The 15,229-nt window shown below is 70.6% G+C and carries 13 protein-coding genes, 5 tRNA genes and 1 riboswitch; of the genes, 12 read left to right on the forward strand and 6 right to left on the reverse strand.

Annotated features, from left to right (window positions below):
• The 3 genes from E1267_RS36915 to E1267_RS36925 form a co-directional block, all read left to right on the forward strand.
• The coding region (locus E1267_RS36915; protein ID WP_281283736.1) for a nucleotide-binding domain containing protein at nt 1–299 on the forward strand (299 nt) is incomplete at its 5' end.
• On the forward strand, nt 296–1,297 hold the full coding sequence (pdxA, locus tag E1267_RS36920; RefSeq protein ID WP_132339806.1) for a 4-hydroxythreonine-4-phosphate dehydrogenase PdxA: 1,002 nt from the start codon (nt 296–298) through the stop codon (nt 1,295–1,297). The genes E1267_RS36915 and pdxA, both read left to right, overlap by 4 nt.
• A 15-nt stretch (nt 1,298–1,312) precedes the next feature.
• On the forward strand, nt 1,313–2,095 hold the full coding sequence (locus E1267_RS36925) for a DeoR/GlpR family DNA-binding transcription regulator (RefSeq protein WP_132339808.1): 783 nt from the start codon (nt 1,313–1,315) through the stop codon (nt 2,093–2,095).
• Nucleotides 2,096–2,295: 200 nt separating this feature from the next.
• Here the strand turns inward: E1267_RS36925 and E1267_RS36930 are convergent.
• The 5 genes from E1267_RS36930 to E1267_RS36950 all read right to left on the reverse strand — a co-directional run bounded on the left by E1267_RS36930 (nt 2,296) and on the right by E1267_RS36950 (nt 4,847).
• Nucleotides 2,296–2,370, reverse strand: a tRNA-Val gene (locus tag E1267_RS36930).
• A gap of 18 nt (nt 2,371–2,388) precedes the next feature.
• A tRNA-Gly gene (locus E1267_RS36935) sits at nt 2,389–2,460 on the reverse strand.
• Nucleotides 2,461–2,509: 49 nt separating this feature from the next.
• Nucleotides 2,510–2,580 (reverse strand) — tRNA-Cys (locus E1267_RS36940).
• 15 nt (nt 2,581–2,595) lie between these two features.
• Nucleotides 2,596–2,667 (reverse strand) — tRNA-Gly (locus tag E1267_RS36945).
• Nucleotides 2,668–2,759: 92 nt separating this feature from the next.
• Nucleotides 2,760–4,847, reverse strand: a complete 2,088-nt coding sequence (locus tag E1267_RS36950; protein ID WP_246064492.1) for an N-acetylmuramoyl-L-alanine amidase — start codon at nt 4,845–4,847, stop codon at nt 2,760–2,762.
• Between the two features lie 319 nt (nt 4,848–5,166).
• Here E1267_RS36950 and E1267_RS36955 point away from each other — a divergent pair, with 319 nt between their 5' ends.
• The 9 genes from E1267_RS36955 (at nt 5,167) to E1267_RS47470 (ending at nt 14,428) form a co-directional block, all read left to right on the forward strand.
• Nucleotides 5,167–5,358 (forward strand): hypothetical protein, encoded by a 192-nt coding sequence (locus E1267_RS36955; protein ID WP_246064493.1) that lies wholly within the window; start codon nt 5,167–5,169, stop codon nt 5,356–5,358.
• A gap of 13 nt (nt 5,359–5,371) precedes the next feature.
• Nucleotides 5,372–7,192, forward strand: a complete 1,821-nt coding sequence (glmS, locus tag E1267_RS36960) for a glutamine--fructose-6-phosphate transaminase (isomerizing) (RefSeq protein ID WP_132339812.1) — start codon at nt 5,372–5,374, stop codon at nt 7,190–7,192.
• A 71-nt stretch (nt 7,193–7,263) separates the two neighbouring features.
• Nucleotides 7,264–8,058: an SAM-dependent methyltransferase gene (locus E1267_RS36965; RefSeq protein ID WP_246064494.1), complete on the forward strand. Its 795-nt coding sequence runs from the start codon at nt 7,264–7,266 to the stop codon at nt 8,056–8,058.
• A 170-nt stretch (nt 8,059–8,228) separates the two neighbouring features.
• Nucleotides 8,229–9,188, forward strand: coding sequence for a Bug family tripartite tricarboxylate transporter substrate binding protein (locus tag E1267_RS36970; RefSeq protein ID WP_132339814.1), 960 nt, complete (start codon nt 8,229–8,231; stop codon nt 9,186–9,188).
• A 4-nt stretch (nt 9,189–9,192) separates the two neighbouring features.
• A riboswitch (cobalamin riboswitch) is annotated at nt 9,193–9,387 on the forward strand.
• 127 nt (nt 9,388–9,514) lie between these two features.
• On the forward strand, nt 9,515–11,725 hold the full coding sequence (locus tag E1267_RS36975; protein ID WP_246064495.1) for a ribonucleoside-diphosphate reductase subunit alpha: 2,211 nt from the start codon (nt 9,515–9,517) through the stop codon (nt 11,723–11,725).
• An 11-nt stretch (nt 11,726–11,736) separates the two neighbouring features.
• Nucleotides 11,737–12,732: a ribonucleotide-diphosphate reductase subunit beta gene (locus tag E1267_RS36980; RefSeq protein ID WP_132339818.1), complete on the forward strand. Its 996-nt coding sequence runs from the start codon at nt 11,737–11,739 to the stop codon at nt 12,730–12,732.
• Between the two features lie 17 nt (nt 12,733–12,749).
• The gene (locus E1267_RS36985) at nt 12,750–13,832 is read left to right on the forward strand and encodes a mechanosensitive ion channel family protein (protein ID WP_132339820.1); all 1,083 of its coding nucleotides are present in this window, start codon (nt 12,750–12,752) and stop codon (nt 13,830–13,832) included.
• Between the two features lie 202 nt (nt 13,833–14,034).
• A tRNA-Pro gene (locus tag E1267_RS36990) sits at nt 14,035–14,109 on the forward strand.
• A 187-nt stretch (nt 14,110–14,296) separates the two neighbouring features.
• Nucleotides 14,297–14,428, forward strand: a complete 132-nt coding sequence (locus E1267_RS47470) for a hypothetical protein (protein WP_281283737.1) — start codon at nt 14,297–14,299, stop codon at nt 14,426–14,428.
• A 75-nt stretch (nt 14,429–14,503) separates the two neighbouring features.
• On the opposite strand, the gene E1267_RS37000 is transcribed toward E1267_RS47470, so the two are convergent.
• A complete protein-coding gene (locus E1267_RS37000; protein ID WP_220449856.1) occupies nt 14,504–15,082 on the reverse strand; it encodes a hypothetical protein in 579 nt (192 codons plus the stop codon).
• Nucleotides 15,083–15,229: the final 147 nt, after the last annotated feature.

A 15,229-nucleotide genomic window follows, 5' to 3' on the forward strand; every position in this document is an offset into this window, starting at 1 on the left:
CCCTCCCCGCCCTGCTCGGCCGGATCGTCCGGGAGGCGGTCGGAGGAACGCGGGCCGACCTGGTCCTGACCGGCGGGGAGACCGCGAGGAGGGTGCTCGACGCGCTGGGCGTGCGCGAGATGGTCCCCGTGGGCCAGGTGCACCACGGCGCGGTGCACAGCCGGACCCCGGACGGCCGTTCCGTGGTGACGAGGCCGGGCAGCTTCGGCGGACCGGACAGCCTCCTGCGCATCGCCGCCCATCTCAGACCCCGGCGCTTTCCCCGCACGGGCGCCACCATCGACGAAAGGCCGACATGAGCAGCACTCCTCTCATCGCCCTCACCATGGGGGACGGTTCCGGCGTAGGTCCGGAGGTCGTCGTCGGCGCGCTCCTCGCCCCCGGGACCTCCGCCTTCTGCCGCCCGGTCGTCATCGGCGACGCGGGACGCCTGCGCAGGGCCGCGGAGATCCTCTGTCTGGAGCCGGAGGTGGTCAGGGTGGAACGCGTGGGCGAGGCCGTCTTCGAGCCGGGCCGGATCAACGTCGTCGATCCGGGGCTGCTGCCCGAGGACCTGCCGTGGGGCCGGGTGTCGCCGGTCGCGGGTCACGCTGCCTACACGTACGTACGGCTGGCCGCCGAGCTGGCGACGTCCGGCGACGTACAGGCGATCTGCACGGCCCCGCTGAACAAGGAGGCGCTGCACGCGGCCGGGCACCTCTTTCCCGGGCACACCGAGCTGCTGGCGCACCTGACGGGTACGCCGGAGGTGTCGATGATGTTGTCGACGTCGAAGGTCAAGGTCATCCACGTCACCACGCACGTCGGGCTCATCGACGCGGTCGCGCGCATCGAGCCCGGCCTGGTCGAGCGGACCGTCCGCAGGGGTGAGGCGGCGCTGCGCGGCTCGGGCGTGGAGCGTCCGAAGATCGGCGTGTGCGGCATCAACCCGCACGCGGGGGAGAACGGCCTGTTCGGGTACGGCGAGGAGGAGCAGAAGATCGTTCCCGCGGTCGAGCTCCTGCGGGCGGAGGGCATGGACGTGCACGGCCCGCTCCCCGCCGACACCGCGTTCTTCCTGGCGGGCCGCGGCGACTACGACCTGGTCGTGGCCATGTACCACGACCAGGGGCACGGCCCGGTGAAGATCCTCGGCCTGGAGGCCGGGGTGAACATCACGGTGGGCCTGCCGGTGATCAGGACCTCGGTGGACCACGGCACCGCCTTCGACATCGCGGGGAGGGGCGTCGCCGACGCCGGTAGCATGATCGAGGCGCTCCGCCAGGCGGCAGAGCTGTCGTCCGCGCGGGGCGTCTGACGGGAGGGACCACCGATGGGCCGCGCAGCGCAGGCTCGCCGTGACGAGATCGTCCGCCTGGCCACCACCACAGGGCTGGCCAGCGTCGAGGAGCTGTCGGCCCAGCTGGGTGTGACGGCCTCCACCATCCGCCGTGACCTGGCCCATCTCAAGGCGGCCGGGCTGCTGGCGCGCACGTACGGCGGGGCGATGGCGGTCGTCACCCATCCCGAGGCCTCGCTGCGGCAGCGCATCGGGGAGGCGTTCGAGGCCAAGCGGGCCATCGCCGCCTGGGCCGCCGCGCGGATCCGCCCGGGGGAGACGATCCTGCTCGACTCGGGGTCGACGACGGGCGCGCTCGCCCACGAGCTGCGGCACGCCGCCGACCTGACCGTGGCCACCACCGGCCTGAACGCCCTGCAGGAGCTGGTGGGCGCCGACGGCGTGCACGTGGAGTGCCTGGGCGGCACCCTGCGCCATGTGAGCCAGGGCTTCGTGGGCCCGCTGGCGGAGGCGGCACTGAGCAGGATGACGTTCGACCGGGTCTTCCTGGGCGCCGACGGCGTCACGGCGGAGGACGGCATCTGCGAGGCCGACCTGCAACAGACCCGCTTCAAGGAGCTGATGATGCAACGCTCCCGCCACGTCTACCTGCTGGTCCACGCCGCCAAGCTGGGCCGCCGCCCGTTCCACGCCTGGGCCCGCATGCCCGACGCCTGGACTCTCGTCACCGACGCGTCGGTGGCCCCCGAATCCCTCAAGCCGTTCGCGGCCGAAGGCGTGGAGACGGTGGTCGTGGACCCGCGGACCCACGGGTAACCGAGGCGGGCGTTCGACCGGGGACGGTCATTCGCGTGGCGTGGCGTGTAGAGCATGATCCAACGGTCGCTTTCCGGGTCGTCGGACCAGCTCGATGCCGAAGTGCGGCCATCCCCGGCCGGGCAGGTGACCGCCCATGCGGGACAACCGGAAGCCCCAGACTCCTGGCACAGGCCATGAGCTGGGGCTGCCGGAAGAACTGGTGGACGATACTGGGATTGAACCAGTGACCTCTTCCGTGTCAGGGAAGCGCTCTCCCGCTGAGCTAATCGTCCTTTGAGTGGTGAACTCCGAGCGGAAGACGGGATTCGAACCCGCGACCCTCACCTTGGCAAGGTGATGCTCTACCACTGAGCCACTTCCGCGTGCGCCGCACTTTACTTTAGCGGATCCCGGAGGGTCCGCCGGTCGCCGAGGTGGAGACGGGATTTGAACCCGTGTAGACGGCTTTGCAGGCCGCTGCCTCGCCTCTCGGCCACTCCACCAGGAGTCTCGCTCCGAGCGGAAGACGGGATTCGAACCCGCGACCCTCACCTTGGCAAGGTGATGCTCTACCACTGAGCCACTTCCGCGTGAACCCCGGGCGGCGCGCGCCCTGGTCACAGGAAAACCATATCGTCTTCCCGGAGTGCGCGTGCGCGGCACGAGGCGGGTGGAGGCGTTTTCAGTGGAGCACCCTCATGTCCCTGGCCTTGACGAACATCACGCGGTGCCCGAGCTGGATCTGGTGATAGCGCAGCCGGCCGGTCGTGGTGACGTGCCGTGACGGCTGGAAGGCGTTGGCGGCGTAGTAGGAGCCGGTGACCGTGTCGCCCAGCGAGTACGTCTGGCCGGTGCCGATCGTGTACGGGAGCGGCCGCAGTGGCTGGTGGGCGGCGAGCTTGTAGGCGGACTTCTCGGGATAGGCCCGGCCGTACACCTTCACACCGTCCGTGCGCGGCGTGACCAGCGGGCCCTTGGCGGGAACGGCGGTCGGAGCCGAGGCCGGGTTGTGGAACCACGCCTTCTGCCCGAGGTACCAGATGGCCGTCCAGTCACCCTCGCGCTCCGCCACGGCGTAGCGCTGGCCGGTGGAGGCGCGGGCGCCGTGGTCGTACACGCTGCGGGTGCTGGGCTTGTTCCCGTGTTTGCCGACGTCCTTGACCAGCGGCGCCGACTTCTTGGGCGCCGTGTGCAGCAGGACGGCCGAGGCGCCGTGCGGCGGGCACGCCTTGGCGGGCTTGGCCGCGTCGCAGCCGGTGAAGCGGGGACGGTGGGTGGCGTACGACGGGAGGATGATGACGGACTCGCCGTTCTCGGCCGCCTTGAACGGCCGGCGCATGAGGTCGAAGTAGTGTGCCCAGTCCCAGTAGGGGCCCGGGTCCTCGTGCATGCCGGCGACCGTCGCCGGGGTGGTGCCCGGGACGTTGTCGTGCCCCAGGATGTGGGCGCGGTCGAGCGGTACGTCGTGCTTGGCGGCGAGGAACCTCACGAGCCTGGCCGAGGCGCGGTACATCGCCTCCGTGTACCAGGCGCCCCCCTTGGCCAGGTATCCCTCGTGCTCGATGCCGATCGAGCGGGTGTTGACGTCCCAGTTGCCCGCGTGCCAGGCGATGTCGTTCGTCGCGACGTGCTGGGCGACGTGCCCGTCGCGGGAGCGGATCGTGTAGTGCCAGCTCACGTACTTCGGGTTGCGGACCAGGGAGGGGATGCCCCGGTAGGTGCCCTCGGTGTCGTGGACGACGATGTAGTCGACCTGCCGGGTGCGGCTCAGGCGGTCGTGGTTGCCGTAGTCGCGGTGCTTCTTCTTGCCGAACCGTCTGTGCGCGGCGGGCATCCACTCGCAGGCGAGCGCGGCGGGGCACTCCGCCTGGCGGGCCCCCGACTCCGCCTTGGCGCTGTCGTACCCCTCGCCGGCGAGGCCGGGCGCGTCACCGTCGAGCTGCTCGTCGGACGGTGTGTCCGAGTCGGCGAAGGACCCGTCGAGATCGCTCCAGGGCTCGCTCTCATGGTCGCCGACGAAGGACGGCAGGTCGTCGGGTACGGGGTCCAGCCGCACCAGGTGACCGTCGTCCGTACGGCGTTCCACGCCCTCCCGCATCACCGAGAACACCTCGTCGGCGAAGCCCTGGGCGGTGGCGGGGTCGTCGGAGCCGGAGTAGCGGGCGACGGCGTCGTACCAGTCGGCCGGGTCGGCGCTGGGACGTTCCTGGTAGGAGGCGAGGAGGGCGGCGCCGGCCCTGATGTTGGCGGCAGGGTCGGTCCTGAGCCGGGCGGGCGCGACGCCGACGAGGCGGCCGGCTCGGGGAAGTGTCGCCATCGGCGCGTCCTGCGCCATGCGCAGCGCGGACGACGCGAGCGGCTCGACGCGCGCCTTGGGCATCGGGCGGGCCTCGTCGCCGCGGGCGTCGCCGAGCGCGTCCCCGACCGTGCCGTCGAGCGCCTCGGCGGGGAACGTGTCGACCAGGTGCATCGGGCCGTAGCCGCCGGCCGTGCTCGGCCGCCCGCCGTTGGCGTCCCAGCGGGACTGCAGGTACGCCACGCCGAGCAGCACGCTCTCCGGCACGCCGTACTCGCGGGCGGCGGCGGCGAAGTCGGACTGCCGCCCGGTCGCCGCGACATCGGCTCCAGAGCCGGCGGGCAGATCGGCGGGCAGATCGGCGGGCAGATCGGCGGGCAGATCGGCGGGCAGATCGGCGGGCAGGGCGGGCGCGCTCAGCGCGGTGGCGACCAGGACGACGGCGAGCCAGAGCTGCATGAACATCTCCCCCATGGATGTCACGATGCGACTACTCAGCGTAACTGTTCTCAGAAAGGGATGTGTCAGACGGGCCGGATGATACGGATGGGACTTGCGGGATCACGCCGAAGGCGGCATCCGGCAGACGCGGCGGAATCGCCGTGCCACGAGGGGGCGCGGGCACTCCGGTGGGCGTTGGGGTTAGATCCTGCCCGATATCGGGCAGGATGATGGCGTGTCTCGCTCAAGAGCCGTAGGGTCCTCGTCTGTGCCACCGGCACGGCCCCCGTACGAAGATCTGATCGCTCATCTCACGAGGACGAGCCCGCTCGGGCCTGGTGAGGCGGCGCGCGTGGTCGCCGACGTGCTGGCGTACTTCTCGGAGACGACCGAGGAGTTCGTACGGCGCCGTCACGGCGAGCTGAAGGCGCGCGGTCACACGAACGACGAGATCTTCCCGAGGATCGCCGCCGAATTACGGGGCCGCCGGGTGGCCGCGCCGGAGTTGTCGCTGCGACAGCTCCGCAGGATCGTCTACGGATGAACAGGGAGACTCGATGTGCGGAATCGTGGCCTACGTCGGCCCAAGGGACGCGGCCCCCATCCTGCTGGAGGGTCTGCAGCGGCTCGAATACCGGGGCTACGACTCGGCCGGGGTCGTGGTGTCCAACAAGGGGCTGAAGGTCCGTAAGGTCAAGGGCCGGGTGGCCGACCTGGCCAAGGTCGTGCCGGTGAGGTTCAAGGGCGGCCTCGGCATCGGGCACACCCGCTGGGCCACGCACGGCGTCCCCAGTGACACCAACGCCCATCCGCACCTGTCCGCCGACCAGCGCATCGCGGTGGTCCACAACGGCATCATCGAGAACGCCGGCGAGCTGCGGGCCAAACTGGAGGCCGACGGCGTGGCGTTCGCCTCCGAGACCGACACCGAGGTGCTCGCGCACCTGGTCGCGCACGCCGCCGACGAGAACGACTCGCTGGAGGAGGCCGTCAGGAAGACGCTCAAGAGCGTCGTCGGCACGTACGGCATCGCCGTCATCGACGCCGAGCGGCCCGGTGAGGTGGTCGTGGCGCGCAACGGCAGCCCGATCGTGCTCGGCATCGGCGAGAAGGAGATGTTCGCAGCGTCCGACGTGGCCGCCCTGGTCCGCTACACGCGCCAGGTCGTGCACCTGGAGGACGGCGAGCTGGCCGTGCTGAAGGCCGACGGGTTCCACACCTTCGCCAGCGACGCCCGCGAGACGGCCAAGGAGCCGCTGACCGTCGACTGGGACGCCGGCCACTACGACACCGGCGGCTATGAGCACTACCTGCTCAAAGAGATCTCCGAGCAGCCCGAGACGATCACCCGTACGATGAGCGGTCGTCTCGACGAACGGTTCCACGTGGCCCACCTCGGCGGGCTCAACATGGACGCCCGCGAGACGCGGAGCTTCCGCCGGGTGAAGATCATCGGCTGCGGGTCCGCGTACTATTCAGGACAGATCGGGGCACAGCTCATCGAGGAGCTGGCGCGCATCCCGTCCGACGCCGAGCCGGCCAGCGAGTTCCGCTACCGCAACCCCGTCGTCGACCCCGACACGCTCTACGTCGCGATCAGCCAGTCGGGAGAGACCTACGACACGCTCGCCGCCGTGCAGGAGCTCAAGCGCAAGGGCGGCCGGGTCATCGGCATCGTCAACGCCGTGGGCAGCGCCATCGCCCGCGAGGTGGACGGCGGCATCTACCTGCACGCGGGCCCCGAGGTCTCGGTGGCCTCGACCAAGGCGTTCACCTCGACCGCGGTGGCCTTCGCGCTGCTCGCGCTGCACCTGGGCCGGGTGCGCGACCTGTCGCCGGCCGACGGGCGGCGCATCGTGGAGGGCCTGCGCCGGCTGCCCGGCCACGTCGAGGAGGTCCTGGCGCAGGACGACAAGATCGCCGAGCTGGCGCAGAAGTACGCCGGCCACGCCGGCATGATGTTCGTCGGCCGCGTGCGCGGCTACCCGGTGGCCCGCGAGGGCGCGCAGAAGCTCAAGGAGATCTCCTACGTGCACGCGGAGGCCTACCCGGCCAGCGAGCTCAAGCACGGCCCGCTCGCCCTCATCGGCCCCGAGATGCCGACGGTCGCGATCGTCCCCGACGACGAGCTGCTCGACAAGAACCTCACCACGCTGGGCGAGATCCGCGCGCGCGGCGGGCGGGTGCTCATGGTCGGCCACCGCGAGCCCGGCCCGAAGCTGGCCGACGACGTCATCGTGATCCCGAAGAACGAGATCGAACTCGATCCGATCCTGCTCACGATCCCGTTGCAGCTGCTCGCGTACCATGCCGCCGTGGCGCTCGGCCGGGATGTCGACAAGCCGCGCAACCTCGCCAAGAGCGTCACAGTCGAATAATTGAGCCGCAAATCAGCCACATTCCCCTCAGGGTAGTGTTATCCGGCTCCAAACGACATAAATTCGATACTGTGCGGCAGTTCGACCAACAGCGGCCCAATCCCGCACGCATGTACGACTACATGCTCGGCGGGAAGGACAACTTCGCGGTCGACCGCCTGGCCCTCGACCAGCTCGCCGAGCTGGTCCCGGAGGCGGTCCCGCTGGCCCGCGCGAACCGGGCCTTCCTTCAGCGTGCCGTGCGCTACGTGGCCGCCGCCGGCGTACGCCAGTTCCTCGACCTGGGCAGCGGGCTGCCAACCCAGGGCAGCGCGCACGAGGTGGCGCCCGAGGCCCGGGTCGTCTACGTCGATCATGATCCGGTCGTCGCCGCGCACTCCAGGGCCCTGCTCGAAGGTTCGGGCAGGGCCGTCTTCGTCGAGGCCGACCTGCTCGACGTCGACGAGGTGCTGCACCGGGCCGGCGCCCTGCTCGACCTGGCCGAGCCTGTCGGGGTGCTGCTGGTGTCGATCCTGCACTTCATCCCCGACACGGCCGGCCCGCAGGACGCGGTGGCGGCGCTGCGCGAGCGGCTGGCGCCCGGCAGCCACCTGGTGATCTCCCACGCGACGACGAGAGCCCGGACGGAGGACGGCGAACGTGCCAGGACACCCTCCCGTGGCTCGTCGTCGGGCTCGTCGTCGGGCTCGTCGTCGGGGGGCGCCGACCGTACGCCGTCCGAGATCCGCGCGTTCTTCGGCGATCTCCCGCTGGAGCCGCCCGGGCTCGTGCAGGCCACCGACTGGCGTCCCGACCGGCCCAAGCTGGTGGGCGACTGGTCGCTGCCCTCCTCGCTGATGGCGGGGGTCGCCAGGAGACCCGTCTGATCCACCCGTCTGATCCACCCGCCTGATCCACCCGCCTGATCCACCGGCCTGATCCACCGGCCTGATCCACCGGCACGGGCGTCGCAGCGCGCCGACGCGGCCCCGGTGCGTGACGCTTGGCGACGGATCAATAACCTTTGGTTACGAGGGGGCACGGCAAGGGGGCGCACATGCGGCGACGGCGGTTCTTGGTCTGGGGGCTGGGCGCGGCCGTCTGCGCGGCCGGTTACGCGGCCGGTTGCGGCACGCAGCGGGCCACCGGAGGCGCGGCCGGCCTGCGTACCCGGTTCTCGATCAACCCGGGCGGGCGCCGGTGGGCCCGCGCGGGTCAGGTGTTCGCCGGCGTGGCCCGCGCCGCGGGGTTCGGGACGGGCGAGGGCCCGCAGGTCACGGTGACCGGCCTGCACGCGCTGGCCGCGGCCGAGCTCAACCAGGGCCAGAGCCTGCTCGACGCCGCCACCCCGCTGGCCAGGCTGGCCGGCGAGGTCGAGGTCGTGGTGGTGCCCCAGCACTCACGGTTCAGGGACTTCGGCGACTTCGGCGCCGCCCTGCTCGCCAGGCCAGGGCAGACGCTGCTGGCCGGGGGTCCCCAGGGCGACCCCGACCACCTGCTGTTCGGCCTGATCGCCAAAGGGCTCGGCGCCGACACCCGGCAGGTCGACTACACCGGCTACCCCAGCCGTCACGAGGTCGTCGCCGCGCTTTCGTCCGGCAAGGCGGCCGCCGCGGCGGGCCGGGTCGCGGAGTGGCGTACGATCATCGGCCGCGGCCGGATCAGGGCGCTCGCGGTGTCCTCGGCGGAACGGGTGCCGGAGCTCGACGCGCCGACGTTGCTGGAGTCGGGCGTACGCGTGAACTTCGTGGACTGGATGGCGGCCTTCGGCCCACATGACATGCCGGACGAGAGCCGCGAGTCGGCCGTCGGCATGTGCGACGAGGTGACCCGCTCGCCCGGCTGGGAGGCGGCATGCCGGGACGCCGGTTGGGTCTCGCTCCCGCTCACCGGCGACGACTTCGAGCTGTGGCTCGCCTCCGAAGTGCGGCGCACCCGCGGGGTGCTGCGGGACCTCGGGATGGTCGACACGACCAAATCCACAAGATGCAGGGGTGGTTGCGGGATCCGCCACTAGATGTAGGATCCTGGTCGTCGCTGGTTCGCCTCCAAGAGGCGGAGCGAAAGGGAACCCGGTGAGATTCCGGGGCTGCCCCGCAGCGGTGAGCGGGAACGACCGCCGTCACATGCACTGGAGAGATCCGGGAAGCGACGGCCACTAGGCGCTTTCGAGCACGCCCGCAAGCCCGAAGACCTGCCCGCGACATGCAGGGCCGCGTCCCCGGACGCGCCCGCCATGCAGTGTCCATGGCCTCGAGGGAGGGCCGGGGGCCGGTGCGGTCGTGGATTCATGCCGCAGTGCTCTCGCGTGCCCTCACGGGGATGAGCTCGCGAGGAGAGCACGTGACGCAGATCGTTGAGGTTGACCGCCGCCTGGCCATCGAGGAGGCCGCCGCCCGGGTGATCGCCGATCCGGCCGCCTCCCGGGTCGCCGCCCGGCTGCTGGCCAAGGAGATCGCCGACGAGGCGGCAGGGCACGGGGTGCGCTCGTTCTCCGAGTCGATCGCGGCCACCCGCGCGGCGGGGCTGATTCAGGACGGTCTGGCGGAGTTCGTCGCCGCGCACGCCGCCGAGCTGGACGCGCTGATCCGCGCGGAGGCGGACGACCGGTTCGAGTACTTCGGCTTGCGCACGGTCTACGACCGCTACCTGCTGCGCCACCCGGAGACCCGCAAGGTGCTGGAACGGCCGCAGCACTTCTTCCTCCGCGTGGCCTGCGGGCTGGCGGAGTCGGTCGCCGAGGCGGCCGAGTTGTACGCGCTGATGTGCACGCTGTCCTACCTGCCGAGCTCGCCCACCCTGTTCAACGCGGGAGCGCGCCGGCCGCAGCTGTCGTCGTGCTTCCTGCTCGACTCGCCGCGTGACGAGCTGGAGGGCATCTACGACCGCTACGGCCAGGTGGCCCGGCTGTCCAAGTACGCCGGAGGCATCGGCGTCTCCTGGACCCGGGTGCGCTCGCGCGGCTCCCTGATCAGGGGGACGAACGGCCACTCCAACGGCATCGTGCCGTGGCTGCGCACGCTCGACGCGTCGGTGGCGGCGGTCAACCAGGGGGGTCGGCGCAAGGGCGCGGCCTGCGTCTATCTGGAGACCTGGCACGCCGACATCGAGGAGTTCCTGGAACTGCGCGACAACACCGGCGAGGACGCCCGCCGCACCCACAACCTCAACCTGGCCAACTGGGTGCCCGACGAGTTCATGCGCCGCGTCGAGGCCGACGAGCCCTGGTCGCTGTTCGACCCCAAGGAGACGCCCGACCTCACGGACCTGTGGGGGGAGGAGTTCACCGCCGCCTACCGCGCGTACGAGCAGGCGGGGCGCCACGTCCGGCGCGTCCCCGCGAGGACCCTGTACGCCCGGATGATGCGCACCCTCGCCCAGACCGGCAACGGCTGGATGACGTTCAAGGACGCCGCCAACCGCACCTCCAACCAGACGGGCCGCCCCGGCAACGTCATCCACCTGTCCAACCTGTGCACGGAGATCCTGGAGGTCACCAGCGACGGGGAGACGGCCGTGTGCAACCTGGGCTCCGTCAACCTGGCCGCCCATCTCGCGGGCGGGGACGTCGACTGGGAGCGGTTGCGCGCCACCGTACGCACGTCCGTACGTTTCCTCGACCGCACCATCGACCTCGGCTTCTATCCGACACCCGAGGCGGAGAAGGCCAACAGGCGGTGGCGGCCGATCGGGCTCGGCGTCATGGGGCTGGCCGACGTGTTCTTCACGCTGCGGCTGCCGTTCGACTCGCCCGAGGCGCTGGAGCTGTCCACGCGCATCGCCGAGGAGATCGCGCTGGCCGCCTACGACACCTCGGCCGACCTGGCGGTCGAGCGCGGCAGGCACCCGGCGTACGCCGACACCCGGGCCGCCGGGGGAGTGCTGCACCCCGACCACTACGTGCCGGGCACGCCGCGCTGGGACGCCCTGCGCGACAAGATCGCGACGACCGGCCTGCGCAACTCCCTCATGATCGCCATCGCGCCGACCGCCACGATCGCCTCCATCGCCGGCTGCTACGAGTGCATCGAGCCGCAGGTGTCCAACGTGTTCAAGCGCGAGACGCTGTCGGGAGAGTTCCTCCAGGTCAACCGCTATCTGGTGGCCGACCTGCAGGAGCGCGGGCTGTGGACGCAGCAGGTGCGCGACGACATCAAGCGGGCCGACGGCTCGGTCCAGCCCGTCCCCGGCATCCCCGACGACCTCAAGCTCCTCTACCGCACGGCCTGGGAGCTGCCGCAGAAGGCGCTCATCGACCTGGCCGCCGCCCGCCAGCCGTACATCGACCAGTCGCAGTCGCTCAACCTCTTCATGGCCGGTCCGACGATCGGCAAGCTCTCCTCGATGTACGCATACGCCTGGAAGAAGGGCCTGAAGACGACGTACTACCTGCGCTCGCGGCCCGCCACCCGCATCGCCCAGACGACGGTCCCCGCGCAGGGCGAGCCCTCCGCACCATCGCGGAGCGGCTTGGCCGCGCAGTCCGCCCACGCGACGGCCGACGCCCTCGCGTGCTCCCTCGAGAACCCCGAAACCTGCGAAGCCTGCCAGTGAAGGAGCCCGTCGTGCTGCTCGACCCCGGAATGGACCTCACCCTGCGCCCGATGCGCTACCCCGACTTCTACGAGCGTTACCGCGCGGCCATCCGCAACACGTGGACGGTCGAGGAGGTGGACCTGCACACGGACCTGGCCGACCTGTCCAGGATGACGCCGCAGGAACGGCACCTGATCAACCGCCTGGTCGCCTTCTTCGCGACCGGCGACTCGATCGTGGCCAACAACCTCGTGCTCAACCTCTACCAGCACGTCAACGCCCCCGAGGCGCGTCTGTACCTCAGCAGGCAGCTGTTCGAGGAGGCCGTGCACGTGCAGTTCTACCTGACCCTGCTGGACACCTACCTGCCCGATCCCGACGAGCGGGTCAAGGCCTTCGCCGCGATCGAGCACATCCCGTCGATCCGCGACAAGGCGGAGTTCTGCTTCAAGTGGATCGACTCGATCAACGGCCTCCACCGGCTGGAGACGGCCGCCGAGCGCCGTCAGTTCCTGCTCAACCTCATCTGCTTCGCCGCCTGCATCGAGGGCCTGTTCTTCTACGGCGCCTTCGCGTACGTCTACTGGTTCCGCTCGCGCGGCCTGCTCAACGGCCTGGCCACGGGGACGAACTGGGTGTTCAGGGACGAGTCCATGCACATGGCGTTCGCGTTCAGCGTGGTCGACACGGTCAGGGACGAGGAGCCCGAGCTGTTCGACGACGAGCTGGGCAAGCAGGTCACCGGCATGATCGAGGAGGCGGTGGCCGCCGAGCTGGCCTTCGCCGAGGACCTGTGCGGGGACGGCATGATGGGCATGGGTGTGGCGCAGATGCGCCAATACCTGGAATACGTCGCCGACCAGCGGCTGGTCCGGCTGGGGCTGCCGAGGAGGTACGGTTCGGCCAACCCGTTCGGGTTCATGGAGCTGCAGGACGTGCAGGAGCTGGCAAACTTCTTCGAGCGGCGGGTCTCTGCTTACCAGGTGGCGGTTGAGGGAAATGTGAGTTTTGACGAGTCTTTCTAGGACTTTTGGGGGCATGGGTGCAGTCTCCGGCGGGCTGGCCGATTCTCGCCATCGCGGTGATCGGCTCGGTCCTCCTCGTGGAAGTGGCCCGGCGGGCGCTGAACCGGATCGGCCGTAAATGGGCGCTCGCCCGGCACCTCGTGGAGCACTGCACCTGGCCGGCGTTCGCGGTGGCCGTCGTGGTGGCATGCAACCTGGTGATCAGTCCCGGCATGTTCGGCAGGACGGTCGCGGAACGCAGCCTGGCCGCGTCGGTCGAGCACGCGCTCGGACTGGTCACGATCGCCGCGGTGACCTGGCTGATCGTGCAGGCCGCGTACGCGCTGACGGACGTCGTGCTCGACCGGCTGGTCCAGGTCGAAGGCGAGCGCAACCGGCGGGCGCGGCGGATCATGACGCAGATCGCGCTGGTACGCCGCATCGCCTCCGCCGCCTTCATCGTCATCGCGCTCGGCGCCATGCTCTTCTCCTTCCCGCAGATGCGGGCGCTCGGCGCCGGCCTGCTCGCCTCGGCGGGCATCGCCGGCGCCATCGTCGGCATCGCCGCCCAGCCGACCATCGGCAACGCGCTGGCCGGGCTCCAGCTCGCCTTCAGCGACGCCCTCCGCCTCGACGACGTGGTGGTGGTTGAGAAAGAGTGGGGCAGGATCGAGGAGCTCACCCTCACCTACGTCGTGCTGCGGCTGTGGGACGAGCGGCGGCTGGTCCTGCCGGTGTCGTACTTCACCCAGAACCCGTTCGAGAACTGGACCAGGCACGGCAGCCGGGTGCTCGCCGTGGTCTACCTGCGGGTGGACTGGTCGGTGCCGGTGCCCAAACTGCGGGAGGCGCTGTACGCGTTCCTGCAGGACAACCCCCTGTGGGACCAGAAGGACTGGACGCTCCAGGTCACCGACGTGCTGCCGAACGGCCTGGTCGAGCTGCGCGCCCTGATGAGCGCCGCCGACTCGCCGTCCTCCTGGGACCTCAAGTGCGACGTACGCGAGTTCCTCGTCGAGCACGTACGCGAGAACTACCCCGACGCGCTGCCCCGCTTCCGCGTCGACACCCCGGAGACGCGCGCCGGCATGGGATGGGACGACGACCGCGACCGGCGATAAATGGATGGCATTCACGCCGGTCACGGGGTTACCGTAAGAAAGTCAACGACGAGCGGCAGAAAGGGCGGCTACATGTGTGAGCTGGGCGCCATCCGGCCGTCGGCGGCCCGTCCTGAGCTGCCGCGGAGGCTTTCCGGATAGTCCTTGAAAGGATTCCCGAAAAGCCGTCTCGAGGATATCGAGGCGGCTTTCTCATACGCGACCGAGTGTGGGGCAGTTTGGCCGCCCGCCTGCTTTGGGTGCAGGAGCGACGCAGGTTCGAATCCTGCCACTCGGACAGCGGCCCTCAAAGGAAAGGGCCGCGGGCCACGGCCTGGCCGGAGGGAATGGCGACCCCCGGCCGGACCACGCCCTCACCCCGGGCCGGCCCACGCCAGCCGGGCCCGGGGTCCAAGCCGCTCCGGCCCAGCCGGTACGGGTGGGTGTGAGCGGAGCTGCAGGCCGACGTCGTACCGTGCCGCCTGGTGGACCTGGACCGGCCGGTGGGCGAGCAGGACCACCGGGCGGGCAGGTTCACGGCCGCTCAGCGCCCGGTCGTGGTCGGGGCTGTCGCCGTGGTCCGTGCCGGTGACGTCGTCCGCCGGTGGATCGCCTGAATACGCCGTCAGGAGTACGCCCGGCCGGCCGCGTACGCTCTCGGGGGCAGCGCGCCGGCCTCGGGCTGCGCCGGCTTACCCGATCGACCGGGGGCGGGAGGACGCGGCGAGCCGCCGCCTGCCGTACGCGGTGCGTCCCCACGGCTTGTAGATCGACACGATCGCGCAGGTGAGGTACATGGTGGTGGAGACGAAACCGGCGCCGACCTGGCCCACGCCGCCCCTGGCGACGTCGGCGAACTCGCCGGGAGGTGTGCCGGCCACGACCTCGGCGGTCTCCCGGAGCCCTGGCAGCAGAGACAGCGGGATGAGCACCACCGCGATCAACGTGAGGACGAACTTCACGGTCACCCAGTAGTGCCGGAAGATCCCCCACGACGTGCCGAGGGAGAGCACGACGCCCGTGATGAAGGCGGTCAGGCTCAACGGGATCAGGTAGAACCCGCCCAGCATGTCGAGCACGCGATAGACGGCATGCTGCGTGGCCGGGCTTCCCGTGGTCATGCCGGTGACCGCCAGCGCGGGCACGGCGAGGTTGAGGCCCAGCCAGCCGACGGAGGAGACCACGTGCGCGAGCAGCACGAACCTGCGGACCTTCGGCGACATGAGGGGAAGTGTCCTGCCGCCCCGGCCGATCCTCGGTTCGATGGTCACGGTCCCGGCCCCTTCGTCAGCCTTGCTTTCCGAACGCACGCGGCCACGATCCCGGCTTCGCGCGGGATCGGCGTCCGTCCGGGAGCGGTTCGTGGGCTACATCAACGGGAGTAGCCGTGCCGGGGGACCGCCGGAGCTGGGCGGGGG

This window comes from Nonomuraea longispora, assembly GCF_004348345.1.
Taxonomy (GTDB): domain Bacteria; phylum Actinomycetota; class Actinomycetes; order Streptosporangiales; family Streptosporangiaceae; genus Nonomuraea; species Nonomuraea longispora.

Bases quoted from the DNA above. Each gene is read 5' to 3' on its own strand.
- pdxA (WP_132339806.1), top strand. From the start codon at position 296: ATGAGCAGCACTCCTCTCATCGCCCTCACCATGGGGGACGGTTCCGGC.
- E1267_RS36925 (WP_132339808.1), top strand. From the start codon at position 1,313: ATGGGCCGCGCAGCGCAGGCTCGCCGTGACGAGATCGTCCGCCTGGCC.
- E1267_RS36950 (WP_246064492.1), bottom strand. From the start codon at position 4,847: ATGGGGGAGATGTTCATGCAGCTCTGGCTCGCCGTCGTCCTGGTCGCC.
- glmS (WP_132339812.1), top strand. From the start codon at position 5,372: ATGTGCGGAATCGTGGCCTACGTCGGCCCAAGGGACGCGGCCCCCATC.
- E1267_RS36970 (WP_132339814.1), top strand. From the start codon at position 8,229: ATGCGGCGACGGCGGTTCTTGGTCTGGGGGCTGGGCGCGGCCGTCTGC.